Below are 14199 nucleotides of genomic sequence, written 5' to 3'. Positions count from 1 at the left end.
ACATCCCGGGCCCGTGATCAAGGGGTGTGGGCCATGAGCCAACTCGACCAGCGTGGTTACGTCTTGGCAGTTGAGCGCTATCCCTGTACGGCGGTTGCCGTGCCCGAGGCCCGCGCCATAGCGGCCCGTGCCTACGCGCCGTACCCCTGGGTGGACCACGACACGGTCAAGCTGCTGGTCAGCGAGACCGCGACCAATGCGGTACTGCACGCCGGCGGGGGCGGGTTCGATCTGATTTGCCATTCGCCCGTGGGCAGTTCGATCCAGATCGAGCTGCACGACCGGTCCAAGTCCGAGCCGACGCGCCGCGTGGCCACCGCAGGGGACAGCCATGGCAGAGGGCTTGAGCTGCTCGACATCCTCGCCCCCGGATGGTTCGTCGTCACCACGCTGACCGGCAAGAGCCTGATCTTCACCCTGGAGGCCACCGCATGCCCGGCCGACCCGACGGCTCCACCGCCGCCCTCGTCCCGACCAACCGCCCCCTGACCCGCGACGACCCGGCCTACCTGCGCTTGCTCAAGCTGGTGCTGGCGGGTCTGGGCGGCGCCGTCCCGCTGGAGGCCGATGACGACATGGCCGACGAGACGTTCCCGACGCGCACCGGCTGAAAGAGGAGCTGGCCCTGCCCGGGCCGCCGGGTTGACCTTGCCGCTGGCGGCAGGGTCGCACGATGACCGGCATGGAGATCACCACGCCGCAGAGCAGCAGGATCGTCGTCGTCACCGGAGCCGGCACCGGCATCGGGCGGGCGACGGCCCACGCCTTCGCCACCGAGGGCGCCCACGTGGTCGCGATCGGCCGCCGAAGCGAACCGCTCGAAGAGACGGCCGCCGGACAGGACCGGATCACACCACTGATCGCCGACATCACCGCCGAGGGCGGGCCTGAGCGAATCGCGCACGTGCGGTCGGCGGACGCTTGACGAAAGCCGGGCCACCCCACTCCACTACCGCGTGCCCCGCAGGGCGAACCGACCGGCAAGCCTGGAACGGACGCGATGGACATCGGAGTTTCCCAGGGGACCCCTCCCCCGCCCCTCCCCACGCCTTTCACAGCGGTGGAGGGGGTGTGGGTCAAGGGTGGAGCGCAGCGGAATCGGCGAAGCCGACGCGACAAAGGAGCGCCCTTGACGCACACCCCGGAACCGCGATCATCGAACCCAGGAGGGGGCGGACCGCCCGCCACCACCCACCACCGGCCCACCCCGACAAACCCCCGCGCCCCGCGCCCCGACAGACCCCGCAGGTCCACCCGGCCACCCGGCCCGCAAGGCCCCCAGGCCCTCAGCCCACCAGGAGCAGCACCAGCAGGACCACCAGGCCCGCTGCCGCCGGGGCGATGACCTCGTAGGCCCAGCGGACCACGGGGGCGCCCTGGGCGGTGGTGCGGTTGGCGGAGCGTTCGGCCAGGTCCCGGAGGTCGGCGGTGGTGCGGTCCGCCGTGGCCATTCTGGCCTGGTGGTCCGTGACGTCCACGTTGACCGTGGTCCTGCCGTGCGGGTCGTCGCCCGCCCTGCGGGTCTGCTGACGGGCGGAGCGCTTGCGCTGGCGCAGGGAGACGGGGACCGCCCAGAGCTGGAACTTCCCGTTGTCCCGCGTGAACGCCTCGCACGAGTACGAGGCCCGAATGTCCGTGACCGATCCCCAGGGCAGGTCGATCGTCCGGAACGGGTTCCTGATCCGGAGCCGGTCCGTGCCCGCGAAGACCGCCGGGCGCAGGGTGAAGGCGATGATCAGCGGTATGACGCAGAGCATCCCGGCGAGTGCCAGCCATGGTGTGCGGCCCGTGCCCCGGACGAGTGCGTCGATGCCGATCCACAGGACGAGCGCGAGCAGCAGGCCGCCGCCCACGATCCCGCCGCCCGACCGGAAGACACGGTCGGCGTAGGCCGGCTCGGCCTTCTCCGTCTTCTCCGTCTTCTCCGTCTTCTCGGCAGGATCCGCCGACGAGGCCGACCCGCTCGGCGCGTCCGGACCGCTCGGCCCTGCGGGTTCAGTCGGCCCGGCAGGGTCGCTCGACCCGGTCACCCCCCGCGCCGGCCGGCCGGCCTTCGGCCGCTCGCCCTCGGCGCCCGGGGCATCGCCGGGGGCGGCGTCCGGGGGGCTGCCAGGAGCAGCGCCGGACCCGGAGCCGTTCTCGGAGCCGGACCCGGAACCGGCCTCAGAACCGGAACCGGTCTCGGAACCGAACCCGGAGCCATTCTCGGTACCGGGCTCGGAACCGGATTCGGTACCGGGCTCGGAACCGGGCTCGGAACCGGGCTCGGAACCGGGCTCGGGCGCAGGGTCGGGGGCAGGGCTCGTCATACGTCCGATTCTGCCGTACGCCTCCGACAGGCGTGGCCCCCGCGTCCCCCGCCCCCGCCCGCCCGCCCGCGAGCGCCCCGCCCCGGGTCACAGGTCGGAAACAGCTCCTCCGCGGAACCTCACACCCCCTGTACAGGTCGCTACGCGCGTAGATATGCTCATCTGGTGACCATGCCCACCATCCCCCCCGCATTCGCTGACGTGACCACGTCCGACAGCACACTGCGCCGCTTCCTGCACGGGCTGCCCGGTGTCGACGCCGTCGGCCTGGAGGCCCGCGCCGCCGCGCTCGGTACGCGTTCGATCAAGACCACGGCCAAGGCGTACGCCATCGACCTGGCCATCTCCATGATCGACCTGACGACGCTCGAAGGCGCGGACACTCCCGGCAAGGTCCGGGCGCTCGCCGCCAAGGCCGTACGGCCCGATCCGACCGACCGTACGGCGCCCGCGACCGCGGCCGTCTGCGTCTACCCGGACATGGCGGAGACCGCGGTCGCCGCGCTCGCCGGGTCCGGGGTGAAGGTCGCCTCCGTCGCCACCGCCTTCCCGGCCGGCCGCGCCGCGCTCGGCGTGAAGCTCGCCGACACGCGCGACGCCGTCGCCGCGGGCGCCGACGAGATCGACATGGTCATCGATCGCGGCGCGTTCCTCGCGGGGCACTACCTGAAGGTGTACGAGGAGATCCGCGCCGTGAAGGAGGCGGCCGGGGCCGCCCGGCTCAAGGTGATCTTCGAGACCGGCGAGCTGTCCACGTACGACAACATCCGCCGCGCGTCCTGGCTCGGCATGATCGCGGGCGCGGACTTCATCAAGACGTCGACCGGCAAGGTCGGCGTCAACGCCACCCCCGCCAACACGCTCCTGATGCTGGAGGCCGTGCGCGACTTCCGCGAGCAGACCGGCGTACAGATCGGGGTGAAGCCCGCGGGCGGCATCCGTTCGACGAAGGACGCGGTCAAGTTCCTGGTGCTGGTCAACGAGACCGTGGGCGCGGACTGGCTGGACAACCACTGGTTCCGCTTCGGCGCGTCCAGTCTGCTGAACGACCTGCTGATGCAGCGTCAGAAGCTCAGCACCGGCCGGTACTCCGGCCCCGATTACGTCACGGTGGACTGAGGCAGAGATGGCATCCCAGAGCACACCCAAGAGCACGTCCCGGAACACCCCCGCGAACCCGTTCGTGTACGCGCCGGCCCCCGAGTCCCGCTCGGTCGTCGACATCGCACCCTCCTACGGGCTGTTCATCGACGGCGAGTTCGGCGAGGCGGCCGACGGCAAGGTCTTCAAGACCGTCAGCCCGTCCACCGAGGAGGTGCTGTCCGAGGTCGCCCAGGCCGGTGCCGACGACGTGGACCGCGCCGTGAAGGCCGCCCGTAAGGCGTTCGAGAAGTGGTCGGTCCTGCCCGGCGCCGAGCGGGCCAAGTACCTCTTCCGTATCGCGCGGATCATCCAGGAGCGTTCGCGCGAACTGGCCGTGCTGGAAACCCTCGACAACGGCAAGCCGATCAAGGAGACCCGCGACGCGGACCTCCCCCTGGTCGCCGCGCACTTCTTCTACTACGCGGGCTGGGCCGACAAGCTCGGTCACGCCGGCTACGGGGCGGATCCGCGCCCGCTCGGGGTCGCCGGGCAGATCATCCCCTGGAACTTCCCGCTCCTCATGCTCGCGTGGAAGATCGCTCCGGCGCTCGCCACCGGCAACACGGTCGTCCTGAAGCCCGCCGAGACGACCCCGCTCTCCGCGCTCTTCTTCGCCGACATCTGCCGGCAGGCCGGGCTGCCCAAGGGCGTCGTCAACATCATCACCGGCGACGGCACGACGGGCGCGGCGCTCGTCGGGCACCCGGGCGTCGACAAGGTCGCCTTCACCGGTTCGACCGCCGTCGGCAAGGCCATCGCCCGCGAGATCGCCGGTACGGGGAAGAGGGCCACGCTCGAACTGGGCGGCAAGGGCGCGAACATCGTCTTCGACGACGCCCCGGTCGACCAGGCCGTCGAGGGCATCGTCACGGGCATCTTCTTCAACCAGGGCCAGGTCTGCTGCGCGGGTTCGCGCCTCCTCGTCCAGGAGTCGGTCCACGACGAGGTGCTGGACGCGCTCAAGCGCCGGCTGTCCACGCTGCGCGTCGGCGATCCGCTGGACAAGAACACCGACCTCGGCGCGATCAACTCCGCCGAGCAGCTCGCCCGGATCCGGGCGCTGGCCGACATGGGTGAGGCGGAGGGCGCGGAGCGCTGGTCGCCCGCGTGCGAGCTGCCGTCGGCGGGCTACTGGTTCGCGCCGACGCTCTTCACCAATGTCACGCAGGCGCACACGATCGCCCGGGACGAGATCTTCGGCCCGGTGCTGTCGGTGCTGACGTTCCGTACGCCCGACGAGGCCGTGGCCAAGGCCAACAACACGCAGTACGGCCTGTCGGCGGGCATCTGGACGGAGAAGGGTTCGCGGATCCTCGCGGTCGCGAACAAGCTCCGGGCGGGTGTCGTCTGGGCCAACACGTTCAACAAGTTCGACCCGACCTCGCCCTTCGGCGGCTACAAGGAGTCGGGTTACGGCCGCGAGGGCGGTCGCCACGGCCTGGAGGCGTACCTCGATGTCTAAGGAATCCGCCGGAGCTGTCACCGGCCGTCTGAACGTGTTCAAGACCTACAAGCTGTACGTAGGGGGCAAGTTCCCCCGGAGCGAGAGCGGCCGGGTGTACGAAGTGACCGACTCAAAGGGCGCCTGGCTGGCCAACGCCCCGCTGTCCTCCCGCAAGGACGCCAGGGACGCGGTCGTCGCGGCCCGCAAGGCGTTCGGCGGCTGGTCGGGCGCGACGGCGTACAACCGGGGCCAGGTCCTCTACCGCGTCGCCGAGATGCTGGAGGGCCGCCGGGAGCAGTTCGTACGGGAGGTCGCGGAGGCCGAGGGGCTGTCGAAGCCGAAGGCGGCGGCCGTGGTGGACGCGGCGGTCGACCGCTGGGTCTGGTACGCGGGGTGGACGGACAAGATCGCCCAGATCGTGGGCGGGGCGAACCCGGTCGCGGGGCCGTTCTTCAACCTCTCCACGCCCGAGCCGAGCGGGGTCGTCGCTGTTCTGGCGCCGCGCGAGTCGTCGTTCCTGGGGCTGGTCTCGGTGATCGCGCCGGTGATCGCGACGGGCAACACGGCGGTCGTCGTGGCGAGCGAGACGTCCCCGTTGCCCGCGCTCTCGCTGGGCGAGGTGCTGGCCACGTCCGACGTGCCGGGCGGGGTGGTCAACATCCTCTCGGGCCGTACGGCGGAGATCGCGAAGCCGCTCGCCGCGCACCAGGACGTCAACGGGATCGACCTGACCGGCGCGGACGAGGCGCTGGCCAAGGAGCTGGAGATCGCCGCGGCCGACAACCTGAAGCGCGTACGGCGCCCCCGCCCGCAGGACGCCACGGGCGCCACGGACTGGACGGCCGACCCGGGCACGCGCCGGCTGACGGCCTTCCTGGAGACGAAGACGGTCTGGCACCCGACGGGCAGCCTGGGCGCGTCCGGCTCGGCGTACTGAATCGTCAACACGGAAGCCCTGTTTTCCCTCGTTTGAGCGGAAACAGGGCTTCCGTAATGCACAGAACTTGGCAGAATCGTACTCTTCTGTACATGACTGACAGCTACGCCATGACTGAAGCTCGCGCCAACTTGGGCACGCTGGTTCGCCGGGCGGCTCACTCTCGCGAACGGATCGCCATCACAGACCACGGACACGTCGCGGCCATACTGATCAACCCGCAAGATCTCGCGGATCTGGAGGACTCGCTCGCCCTGGCCGAGTACCGGTTGGAGAAGGAGCGCGGGACGCTGAAGCCGGGCATCCCGCACGCCGAAGTCCGACAGATGCTGGGGCTGGACAAGTGACCTACGAGATCATCTGGGAGCCGCGTGCGACGAACGCGGCTCTCCGCTTCCTCAAGGACGACCCGGTCGGGCTCTCCGCCATGTACGAGGCTGTGGATTCGCTCGCGACAGAACCGCGCCCGAGCGGCTCAGTCGCGTATGGATAGGCCGATGAGCGACGCTTACACATCGGCGACTACCGAGTCCTGTACGTGATCGACGAGGGAGTCATCCGAATCCTTGTCACCCATCTCGGCCGCACTCCCTGACACCGCTCACCCCGGCAGCACTCCCGCCACCTGGCCCACCGCCTGACCCACCAGCGGCATGTCCTTGAGCGAGCCGCTCCCCTTGGCCAGCGGGTCGGTGAGCGAGGCCGTGGAGATCGGCTTGAAGTCGGCCACCTGGGTGGCCACCGCGTTGTCCAGCGGGTCCACGCCCGTGCCGGCCAGGGGGTTGAGCTTGAGGGATGTGACCGGGTTCAGGGCGCCCGCCACCCCGTAGCCGAGTGCGCCGGTGAGGGCCTGGCCCGCCGCCTGGCCCGATTCGGCGATCTGCGTCTCCGTGTCGGACGAGGAGGCGGGAGCGGGCGCCGGGGCCGCGTGGGCCGCCGCGCCGCCCAGACCGAGGGCCGCGCCCGCCGCCGTGAGAGTCAGGCCGGCGCGCAGCAGGGTGCGGCGCTGGGCGGGGGGAAGTGCGTGACGTGCCATGGGATGTCCTGCCTCGCCGGGGCGTACAAGCCGGGTTGATGGTTTCCGTGATCGAAACGGCACTCAGCGTAGTCGACCCTCGGCGGGTGATGCCAATAAACCCGCCAAATCGACCGCGGGAACTCGCCTGATCGCCCCCAGGGGTTCACCGGCCGGACGGATGCCGCACACTGGTGTCCCGTGAGCTCTCCCTCTCTTCCGTCCCGAGTCGTGCTGCTCGCGGGGCCGTCAGGCTCCGGCAAGTCGTCTCTCGCCGCCCGTACGGGGCTGCCCGTGCTGCGCCTCGACGACTTCTACAAGGAGGGCGACGACCCGACGTTGCCCCTGGTCCCCGACAGCGCGGACATCGACTGGGACTCCGTACGGTCCTGGGATGCGGACGCCGCGGTCGCGGCGATCGTGGAGCTGTGCCGTACGCGCCGTACGACCGTTCCCGTCTACTCGATCGCGACCAGCTCGCGGGTGGACACGGAGGCGCTGGACATCGACAGCGCGCCCCTGTTCCTCGCGGAGGGCATCTTCGCCGCGGACATCGTCGCGCGCTGCCAGGAGCTGGGGGTGCTGGCCGACGCGCTCTGTCTGCGGGGCCGGCCGTCGACCACGTTCCGGCGGCGGCTCGCGCGCGATCTGCGCGAGGGGCGGAAGTCGGTGCCGTTCCTGTTGCGGCGCGGCTGGCGGCTGATGCGGGCCGAGCGCGCGATCGTCGGCCGGCAGACGGCGCTGGGCGCCCACCCGTGTGACAAGGCGGAGGCGCTGGGCCGGATCGCCGCGGCGGCGGCCGGGCCTCACCTCACCCGTCTCACGCCGCGCGGCGAGCGAAGCTCCGGGCTCGCGGCGGAATCCGCGTCCACGGCGCCCCGTACGGGCAACACCACCTGACGCGCGCGCGGAGAGAGCGAGACAGGACCACCGCACGAAAGCAGGGCCGCGCAGGAAGCGGGGCCACGCGGAAACCGGGACCGCACGGAAACCGGGACCGCACGAAAGCGGGGCCGTACCGGCCCCCCAGCCCGTACGGTCCCGCTTCCTTTTCGTGTTCCCCCTTGGTCACCGCAGTTCCCCCGCGGCTTTTACTGTCCCCCCGTATCCCCCCTGCCCCCCGTGGCTTTCCCCCTGATCCCCACGGGTTCTCCCCCGAACCCCCCGTACTTCCCCCGTGGTTCCGCCGTCTCCCCCGAAACGACGGTCCCCCCACATTCCCCCGTGCTCCCCCCGTGTTTCCCCCGTGCTCCCCCCACTGCCCTCAGGCGACCAGTTCGCCGAAGGACTCTTCCTCGTCACGGCCGAAGCTGAGGACCTCGTCCTCGCGCAGCCGGCGGAGCGACCGCCAGATGCTCGACTTCACCGTGCCGACACTGATGTCGAGGATGTCCGCGATCTCCGGATCGGTGCGGCCCTCGTAGTAGCGCAGAACGAGCATCGTCCGCTGGAGTTCGGGCAGCCGGGCGAGTGCCTGCCAGAGCACGGCGCGCAGCTCCGTGCCGCGCATCGCGTCCGTGTCGCCCGCCGTCTCCGGCAGCTCCTCCGTCGGGTACTCGTTGAGCTTGCGCCTGCGCCAGGCGCTGATGTGCAGATTGGTCATGGTGCGGCGCAGGTAGCCCCCGACCGCCGCCTTGTCGCTGATCCTGTCCCAGGCCCTGTACGTGGAGAACAGGGCGCTCTGGAGCAGGTCTTCGGCCTCGAACCGGTCCCCGGTCAGGTGGTAGGCGGTCGCGTACAGGGAGGCGCGGCGCTCCTGGACGTAGGCGGTGAACGCCGCTTCGGCGTCCGCCGTCCCCGCCGGAACCTTCCGCTCCCCCGTGGCCCCCGTGGCCTCCCCGTACGCGACTCCCCCGCTGCCCGCCTGGGGCGCGTCAACCACCGTCATGTACGACGGCTTGTGCTGACGCCCGGCGCCGCGAACGCACCCCCGCCCGTTCACGGCGCCGGACTTCTCGGTGCTCCTGGTGACGTCGTGAAGACGCGTGACCACTGCGCTTGAGGTCGTTCCGTGCAGTGCGTTCATCCCGCGCCCCCCGTCGGTTGGAGTCTGTTCGTTCCGTGTGGCAATGAGCTTGCCGAGCCAGTTTCATGACCCTGTCCGCCGTCTGTCACAGACGTGTCACAGGGACCTGTGGCACGCAACGGTCGAACTCCGGTCCCCCCATGGGACACAATGACCTCCGTGCCTTTTCTGCTGCTGATCGAGGACGACGACGCCATCCGCACGGCCCTCGAACTCTCCCTGTCTCGCCAGGGCCACCGGGTGGCCACCGCGGCGACCGGTGAGGACGGCCTGAAACTGCTCCGCGAGCAGCGGCCGGATCTGATCGTGCTGGATGTGATGCTGCCCGGGATCGACGGGTTCGAGGTGTGCCGCCGGATCCGCCGTACCGACCAGTTGCCGATCATCCTGCTGACCGCCCGTAACGACGACATCGACGTGGTGGTCGGACTGGAGTCGGGCGCGGACGACTATGTCGTGAAACCGGTGCAGGGCCGGGTGCTGGACGCCCGGATCCGCGCGGTGCTGCGGCGTGGCGAGCGGGAGTCCACGGATTCCGCGACGTTCGGCAGCCTGGTGATCGACCGTTCCGCGATGACGGTGACCAAGAACGGCGAGGACCTTCAGCTCACACCGACCGAGCTGCGGCTGCTGCTGGAGCTGAGCCGGCGGCCCGGACAGGCTCTGTCGCGGCAGCAGTTGCTGCGGCTGGTGTGGGAGCACGACTATCTCGGTGACTCGCGGCTGGTGGACGCGTGCGTGCAGCGGCTGCGCGCGAAGGTGGAGGACGTGCCGTCCTCGCCGACGCTGATCCGTACCGTGCGCGGGGTGGGCTACAGGCTGGACGCGCCTTCGTGAGTGACGTACCCAGGGGGGACGGGCCGACGACCGGCCCACCGGAGAAGAACAGTTCGGCCGGCGACGACCGTCACGCGGGTACGGAGCCGTGCCGGGACCAGGGGTGCGCGGACCAAGCCGTCGACCCGTACGTCCGTCCGCGGCGCGGCGGCTCGGCCGCGGGCAAGGGCGGTACGGCGAGGAAGGCGTTCCTCGCCGGACTGCGCTGGACCAGTCTGCGGCTGCGGCTCGTCATCGTCTTCGGAGCCGTGGCGCTGACCGCCGCCGTCTCCGCTTCGGGGATCGCGTACTGGCTCAACCGCCAGGCCGTGCTGACCCGTACCCAGGACTCGGCGCTCAACGACTTCCAGCAGGAGATGCAGAGCCGCGCCGCCGAGCTGCCGCTCTGGCCGCACCAGGGCGATCTCCAGAACACCGCCGAGCGGATGGCGGGCGACAACTCCGGTTACAGCGTGGTGCTGATCGCCGCACGGGACAAGGGGAAGCCGATCGTCGGCGCCTCGGACCCCGACATGTTCACCATGGACGACGTGCCGGACTCGCTCCGGAACGCGGTGAACGACCGGCAGCAGGTCACGGCCTCCAACAAGTACCCGTACCACGTGTTCTGGCAGCGCACCGAGCGCGGCGGGACCCCCTATCTGGTGGGCGGTACGCGGATCATCGGCGGCGGCCCCACCGGTTATCTGTTCAAGTCCCTCGACCAGGAGCAGGCGGATCTCAACTCGCTGGCCTGGTCGCTGGGAATCGCCACGGCCCTCGCGCTGATCGGCTCGGCGCTCCTCGCGCAGGCCGCCGCCGAGACCGTGCTCAAGCCGGTGCAACGGCTCGGTGAGGCGGCGCGGCAACTCGGCGAGGGCAAGTTCGGGACACGGCTGCGGGTGTCGGGCTCGGACGAGCTGGCGGATCTGTCCCGTACGTTCAACAGCGCCGCCGAGTCCTTGCAGAAGAAGGTCGCCGACATGAGCGCGCGGGAGGAGTCGAGCCGCCGCTTCGTCGCGGACATGTCGCACGAGCTGCGCACCCCGCTGACCGCGCTCACCGCCGTGACGGAGGTCCTGGAGGAGGAGGCCGACAACCTGGACCCGATGATCGCGCCGGCGGTGACGCTGGTGGTGAGCGAGACGCGGCGGCTCAATGTGCTGGTCGAGAACCTGATGGAGGTCACCCGCTTCGACGCGGGCACGGCACGGCTCGTCCTGGACGACGTCGATGTGGCGGACCAGGTCACGGCGTGCATCGACGCGCGCGCCTGGCTGGACGCGGTGGATCTGGACGCCGCGCGCGGCATCATGGTGCGGCTCGATCCGCGGCGGCTCGACGTGATCCTGGCGAATCTGATCGGCAACGCGCTCAAGCACGGCGGTTCGCCGGTGCGGGTGGCGGTGCGGACCGAGGGCGACGAACTGGTCATCGAGGTACGGGACCACGGCCCCGGCATCCCGGAGGACGTGCTGCCGCATGTCTTCGACCGCTTCTACAAGGCGAGCGCGTCCCGGCCGCGTTCGGAGGGCAGCGGGCTCGGCCTGTCGATCGCGATGGAGAACGCGCACATCCACGGCGGGGACATCACGGCGACGAACGTGCCGGACGGCGGCGCGATGTTCGTGCTGCGGCTGCCGCGCGACGGCGGGGAGGAGCCGGAGCGTGGCCCCATGGCGGGGGACACGGAGCCGGGAGAGACGGGCGGACGACGGTGACGCGCAGGAAGAGGAACGGTCGCGCCGGGGCAGGTCACACCGGTACCGGTCGCCACACGACGGGTCTCGCCGGGGCAGGTCGCGCCGGGAACGGTCGCGCCGAGGCCGGTCCGATGGCTGCTGTCCGTACGGCCGGACGCCTCGCCGGGGTCGTCGCGCTCGTCGCGCTCGCCGCCGGGTGCGGGATCAGGACCACCTCCGTGCCGGTGGACGCCGGGCCCGCGCCGTCGCGGATGCCGTGCGAGATCGCCGGGAAGGACGTCATCACGCAGTCGGAGTCCGGCGTTCCGGTCCGGGTCTATCTGGTGTGCGCCTCCGGCCTCGCGTCCGTCGAGCGCGCGGCCACGGTCCCGGAGGGCAAGGCGGCCGGCGCCACGGCGGAGACCGCGCAGGCGCTGCTGGACGAGTTGCAGGCGGAGCCGTCCGCCGCCGAGCGCGAGGCGGGCTTCACCACCTCCGTACGGGGGCCTCTGGTCGTCTCGGCCCCGCACGGCGGCGACCCGGCCGGGGCGGTGCGGCTCAGCCGCCAGCCGGAGGATCTGGCGTCGGCGGCGCTCGCCCAGATCGTCTGTACGTTCGCGGAGAGCGGGGCCACGGACGGCCGGGTCGTGCTGGGCGGCCCGGGTGAGTACGCGACGCGTACGTACGTCTGCGACCAGGAGACGAAGCGGCATCCGGACGCCGATGTGCCGACGCTGGCCCCGAGCGCGAGCGCCGGCGGCGGCTGAGACACGCCTCGCGGCAGTGCGTCCGGCGTACCGGCCGGGTCGCCGCCGTGCTGCCCGGGGCTGCCGGCCGCCCGTACCGCCGGCTCTCGTCCTGCCGTACCGCCGGGGGCCGTCCTGCCGTAGCGCCGGGCCCGTCCGGCTTGCCCTCCACAGGCGTAATGACGGGTCCCGGGGCGTGAGCTGACCATGCTCTTCCCGTGAGCGGCGGCAGAGCGGACGAGACCAGGCTGAACCGGTTGACCGCCCTGTCGGACGGGATCTTCGCGATCGCCATGACGCTGCTCGTGCTCGACATCCAGGTGACCGCCGGGCTCGACGCGGCCGGGTTCCGCGCCATGGTGCACGGGCTGTTCTCCCACATCGGCGCCTACGCGCTGAGCTTCACGATCATCGCCGGGGTCTGGCGCGACCACCACCGGATCCTCGGGCTCGCCCGGGGCGTGGACGCGCTGTCCGGCCGGCTCGTGCTGATCGGTCTCGGGGTCATCGCGCTCCTCCCCTTCCCCACCACGCTGCTGTCCGAGTACGCGTCCCAGCCGCTGTCCGTCGCCGTCTACGCGTCCACCATCATCGTCATCAACCTGCTCCAGCTCGCGCTGCTCCTCTCCATCCGGCGCGACCCGCGGACGGCCCACCCCGACGTGCGGCGCGTCGGCCGGAACATCGCCGCGGACCTCGGCACGACCGCCCTGGTCTTCGCGGCGACGGTGCCGATCGCCTTCCTCGTCTCCCCCGCGGCGGCGCTCTGGTCCTGGCTGGTCCTGGTCCCGATCAGGATCGCGCTCGGACGCCACGAGGCCGTCCGAGCAATCGTCCGCACGTTCGAATGAGGCCGCGGTCCGGTCCACCGGGCGGGTGACACCGGTCTCATGCGCGCGTTGCCCCGGCCCACCCGGAACCGATGACGCGGCGCGCCGCGTCTTTGGGGGCGTGCGTCAAGGTCCGGGCGGCAGCGCCGTCTTCCACTTCCGTATGACGGGGTTCGTTCTCCTGCTCATGCATCTCTCGCTGGTGGGGTGGGTGACGCTCCGCCCCCTCGATGTCATCTGGGTGAACGCGGCCAATCTGACGCCGTTCGCGGGCCTCAGGGCGGATCTGGCCCTCGGGCCCCTGGAGGCCGCGCGCCGGATCGGCGAGGGGCTGCTGCTGCTCGCCCCGGTCGGGGTGCTGTTGCCCTTGATGGGCGGCCGGATCACCGTCTCCTGCTGGGCCTCCCTGACACGTACGGTCACGGCGGGCGCGCTGCTCTCGCTCGGGATCGAGATGGCGCAGACCTCGGTGCCCGGGCGGGTCGTCGACGTGGATTCCCTGCTCCTCAACACCGTCGGGGTGGCGCTCGCGCATCTCGCGGTGGTGCCGGTGTGCCGGGCCAGGCTCCGCGGGAAGGACCGGGTGCGGCGCTCCCGTACGGTGCGCAGGGGGCCCGCGTCGCCCCGTACCACCGGCTCACCCCGTACCGCCGGCTCTCGCTTCACCGCCGCGGGCCGGAAGCCGGCCGCAGGGGAGACGACGCTCCGGGAGTCGGCCCTCAGGAAGCCCGCCACGGGCGAGAGGGCCCTGTGGGAGGAGACCCCTCAGGGGGTCACCCCGACGATTTCCAGGGTCGGGGTGACCCCGTAGAGGGATGCTCCGCCCCGCCCGGCGCGCGACCATGAAGTTATCGGGAGCACGGACAAAGGATGCTCCCCCGATGGTCTCGCGAAGGAGCCCCACCATGGCCGGTCGTCTGGTCCGCCCTCGTCACGGACGCATGCTCGGCGGGGTGTGCGCGGCGCTGGCTCAGCGCTTCGGCATCTCCCCGAACACGATGCGCGTGATCTTCCTGGTCTCGTGTCTGCTGCCCGGACCCCAGTTCCTGCTGTACCTGGCGCTCTGGATACTGCTGCCCGGCGAGAAGCGGGCGTCGGCCTCCACCGCCTGGTAGCCCGCCCGCCGGGCCCCGGCAGGGCCCGGCCCCCATGCCGTGCGGGCGCGCCGAAACCCCAGCAAGCACACACGAGCGCCCGCCACCCCCACGCAGGGGGCGCCCGCCCGCCGCGCAGGGCGGGAGCGCCGCCACA

At 71.4% G+C, this 14199-nt stretch carries 16 protein-coding genes and 2 pseudogenes; 15 read left to right on the top strand and 3 right to left on the bottom strand.

Features of this window, described 5'->3' with window-relative positions:
- The first annotated feature begins 33 nt into the window (after positions 1-33).
- The 3 genes and pseudogenes from ACFXPL_RS16430 to ACFXPL_RS16420 all read left to right on the top strand — a co-directional run.
- Positions 34-489 (top strand): ATP-binding protein, encoded by a 456-nt coding sequence (locus tag ACFXPL_RS16430; protein ID WP_384918946.1) that lies wholly within the window; start codon positions 34-36, stop codon positions 487-489.
- A complete protein-coding gene (locus ACFXPL_RS16425; RefSeq protein ID WP_384918943.1) occupies positions 432-611 on the top strand; it encodes a hypothetical protein in 180 nt (59 codons plus the stop codon). The genes ACFXPL_RS16430 and ACFXPL_RS16425 overlap by 58 nt, the downstream gene beginning before the upstream one ends.
- Before the next feature lie 62 nt (positions 612-673).
- Positions 674-898, top strand: a pseudogene (locus tag ACFXPL_RS16420) (SDR family NAD(P)-dependent oxidoreductase); the annotation flags it as partial.
- A gap of 388 nt (positions 899-1286) precedes the next feature.
- Here ACFXPL_RS16420 and ACFXPL_RS16415 read toward each other — a convergent pair.
- Positions 1287-2030, bottom strand: a complete 744-nt coding sequence (locus ACFXPL_RS16415; protein WP_384919164.1) for a PH domain-containing protein — start codon at positions 2028-2030, stop codon at positions 1287-1289.
- Between the two features lie 450 nt (positions 2031-2480).
- Between ACFXPL_RS16415 and deoC the strand changes: the two genes are divergently transcribed.
- From deoC to ACFXPL_RS16390, 5 genes and pseudogenes are all read left to right on the top strand, one after another.
- Positions 2481-3428: a deoxyribose-phosphate aldolase gene (gene deoC, locus ACFXPL_RS16410; RefSeq protein ID WP_384919161.1), complete on the top strand. Its 948-nt coding sequence runs from the start codon at positions 2481-2483 to the stop codon at positions 3426-3428.
- 7 nt (positions 3429-3435) lie between these two features.
- The gene (locus tag ACFXPL_RS16405) at positions 3436-4914 is read left to right on the top strand and encodes an aldehyde dehydrogenase family protein (protein WP_384918940.1); all 1479 of its coding nucleotides are present in this window, start codon (positions 3436-3438) and stop codon (positions 4912-4914) included.
- Positions 4907-5833 (top strand): aldehyde dehydrogenase family protein, encoded by a 927-nt coding sequence (locus ACFXPL_RS16400; RefSeq protein WP_384918937.1) that lies wholly within the window; start codon positions 4907-4909, stop codon positions 5831-5833. Before ACFXPL_RS16405 ends, ACFXPL_RS16400 begins: the two co-directional genes overlap by 8 nt.
- A 92-nt stretch (positions 5834-5925) precedes the next feature.
- The gene (locus tag ACFXPL_RS16395) at positions 5926-6180 is read left to right on the top strand and encodes a type II toxin-antitoxin system Phd/YefM family antitoxin (protein WP_384844870.1); all 255 of its coding nucleotides are present in this window, start codon (positions 5926-5928) and stop codon (positions 6178-6180) included.
- Positions 6177-6428 (top strand): annotated as a pseudogene (locus ACFXPL_RS16390) (type II toxin-antitoxin system RelE/ParE family toxin). Before ACFXPL_RS16395 ends, ACFXPL_RS16390 begins: the two are co-directional and overlap by 4 nt.
- A 6-nt stretch (positions 6429-6434) precedes the next feature.
- On the opposite strand, the gene ACFXPL_RS16385 reads toward ACFXPL_RS16390, so the two are convergent.
- Complete coding sequence (locus tag ACFXPL_RS16385; protein WP_384918934.1) at positions 6435-6869, bottom strand: hypothetical protein; 435 nt, start codon at positions 6867-6869, stop codon at positions 6435-6437.
- A 180-nt stretch (positions 6870-7049) separates the two neighbouring features.
- On the opposite strand from ACFXPL_RS16385, the gene ACFXPL_RS16380 reads away from it, so the two are divergent.
- Positions 7050-7748 (top strand): uridine kinase, encoded by a 699-nt coding sequence (locus ACFXPL_RS16380; protein WP_384918930.1) that lies wholly within the window; start codon positions 7050-7052, stop codon positions 7746-7748.
- A 364-nt stretch (positions 7749-8112) separates the two neighbouring features.
- On the opposite strand, the gene ACFXPL_RS16375 is transcribed toward ACFXPL_RS16380, so the two are convergent.
- Positions 8113-8874, bottom strand: a complete 762-nt coding sequence (locus tag ACFXPL_RS16375) for a SigE family RNA polymerase sigma factor (RefSeq protein ID WP_384918927.1) — start codon at positions 8872-8874, stop codon at positions 8113-8115.
- A gap of 159 nt (positions 8875-9033) precedes the next feature.
- Between ACFXPL_RS16375 and afsQ1 the strand changes: the two genes are divergently transcribed.
- The 6 genes from afsQ1 (at position 9034) to ACFXPL_RS16345 (ending at position 14063) form a co-directional block, all read left to right on the top strand.
- Positions 9034-9711, top strand: a complete 678-nt coding sequence (afsQ1, locus tag ACFXPL_RS16370) for a two-component system response regulator AfsQ1 (RefSeq protein ID WP_365636338.1) — start codon at positions 9034-9036, stop codon at positions 9709-9711.
- Complete coding sequence (locus ACFXPL_RS16365; protein ID WP_384918924.1) at positions 9708-11411, top strand: ATP-binding protein; 1704 nt, start codon at positions 9708-9710, stop codon at positions 11409-11411. Before afsQ1 ends, ACFXPL_RS16365 begins: the two co-directional genes overlap by 4 nt.
- Before the next feature lie 113 nt (positions 11412-11524).
- On the top strand, positions 11525-12139 hold the full coding sequence (locus tag ACFXPL_RS16360; protein WP_384918921.1) for a hypothetical protein: 615 nt from the start codon (positions 11525-11527) through the stop codon (positions 12137-12139).
- 197 nt (positions 12140-12336) lie between these two features.
- Positions 12337-12969: a TMEM175 family protein gene (locus ACFXPL_RS16355; RefSeq protein WP_384918918.1), complete on the top strand. Its 633-nt coding sequence runs from the start codon at positions 12337-12339 to the stop codon at positions 12967-12969.
- Between the two features lie 142 nt (positions 12970-13111).
- Positions 13112-13759 (top strand): VanZ family protein, encoded by a 648-nt coding sequence (locus ACFXPL_RS16350; protein WP_384918915.1) that lies wholly within the window; start codon positions 13112-13114, stop codon positions 13757-13759.
- Between the two features lie 94 nt (positions 13760-13853).
- The gene (locus ACFXPL_RS16345; protein WP_384918912.1) at positions 13854-14063 is read left to right on the top strand and encodes a PspC domain-containing protein; all 210 of its coding nucleotides are present in this window, start codon (positions 13854-13856) and stop codon (positions 14061-14063) included.
- The last annotated feature ends 136 nt before the right edge of the window (positions 14064-14199 follow it).

It is taken from the genome of Streptomyces sp. NPDC059092, assembly GCF_042756365.1.
GTDB lineage: Bacteria > Actinomycetota > Actinomycetes > Streptomycetales > Streptomycetaceae > Streptomyces.
Note: the sequence above shows the minus strand (reverse complement) of the source record. Positions and strands in the feature narration are given on the sequence as shown.

Excerpts from the sequence above, each read along its gene's own strand:
- ACFXPL_RS16430 (WP_384918946.1), top strand. The coding sequence starts at position 34 with ATGAGCCAACTCGACCAGCGTGGTTACGTCTTGGCAGTTGAGCGCTAT.
- ACFXPL_RS16425 (WP_384918943.1), top strand. The coding sequence starts at position 432 with ATGCCCGGCCGACCCGACGGCTCCACCGCCGCCCTCGTCCCGACCAAC.
- deoC (WP_384919161.1), top strand. The coding sequence starts at position 2,481 with ATGCCCACCATCCCCCCCGCATTCGCTGACGTGACCACGTCCGACAGC.
- ACFXPL_RS16405 (WP_384918940.1), top strand. The coding sequence starts at position 3,436 with ATGGCATCCCAGAGCACACCCAAGAGCACGTCCCGGAACACCCCCGCG.
- ACFXPL_RS16400 (WP_384918937.1), top strand. The coding sequence starts at position 4,907 with ATGTCTAAGGAATCCGCCGGAGCTGTCACCGGCCGTCTGAACGTGTTC.
- ACFXPL_RS16395 (WP_384844870.1), top strand. The coding sequence starts at position 5,926 with ATGACTGACAGCTACGCCATGACTGAAGCTCGCGCCAACTTGGGCACG.
- ACFXPL_RS16385 (WP_384918934.1), bottom strand. The coding sequence starts at position 6,869 with ATGGCACGTCACGCACTTCCCCCCGCCCAGCGCCGCACCCTGCTGCGC.
- ACFXPL_RS16375 (WP_384918927.1), bottom strand. The coding sequence starts at position 8,874 with ATGAACGCACTGCACGGAACGACCTCAAGCGCAGTGGTCACGCGTCTT.
- ACFXPL_RS16360 (WP_384918921.1), top strand. The coding sequence starts at position 11,525 with ATGGCTGCTGTCCGTACGGCCGGACGCCTCGCCGGGGTCGTCGCGCTC.
- ACFXPL_RS16350 (WP_384918915.1), top strand. The coding sequence starts at position 13,112 with ATGACGGGGTTCGTTCTCCTGCTCATGCATCTCTCGCTGGTGGGGTGG.
- ACFXPL_RS16345 (WP_384918912.1), top strand. The coding sequence starts at position 13,854 with ATGGCCGGTCGTCTGGTCCGCCCTCGTCACGGACGCATGCTCGGCGGG.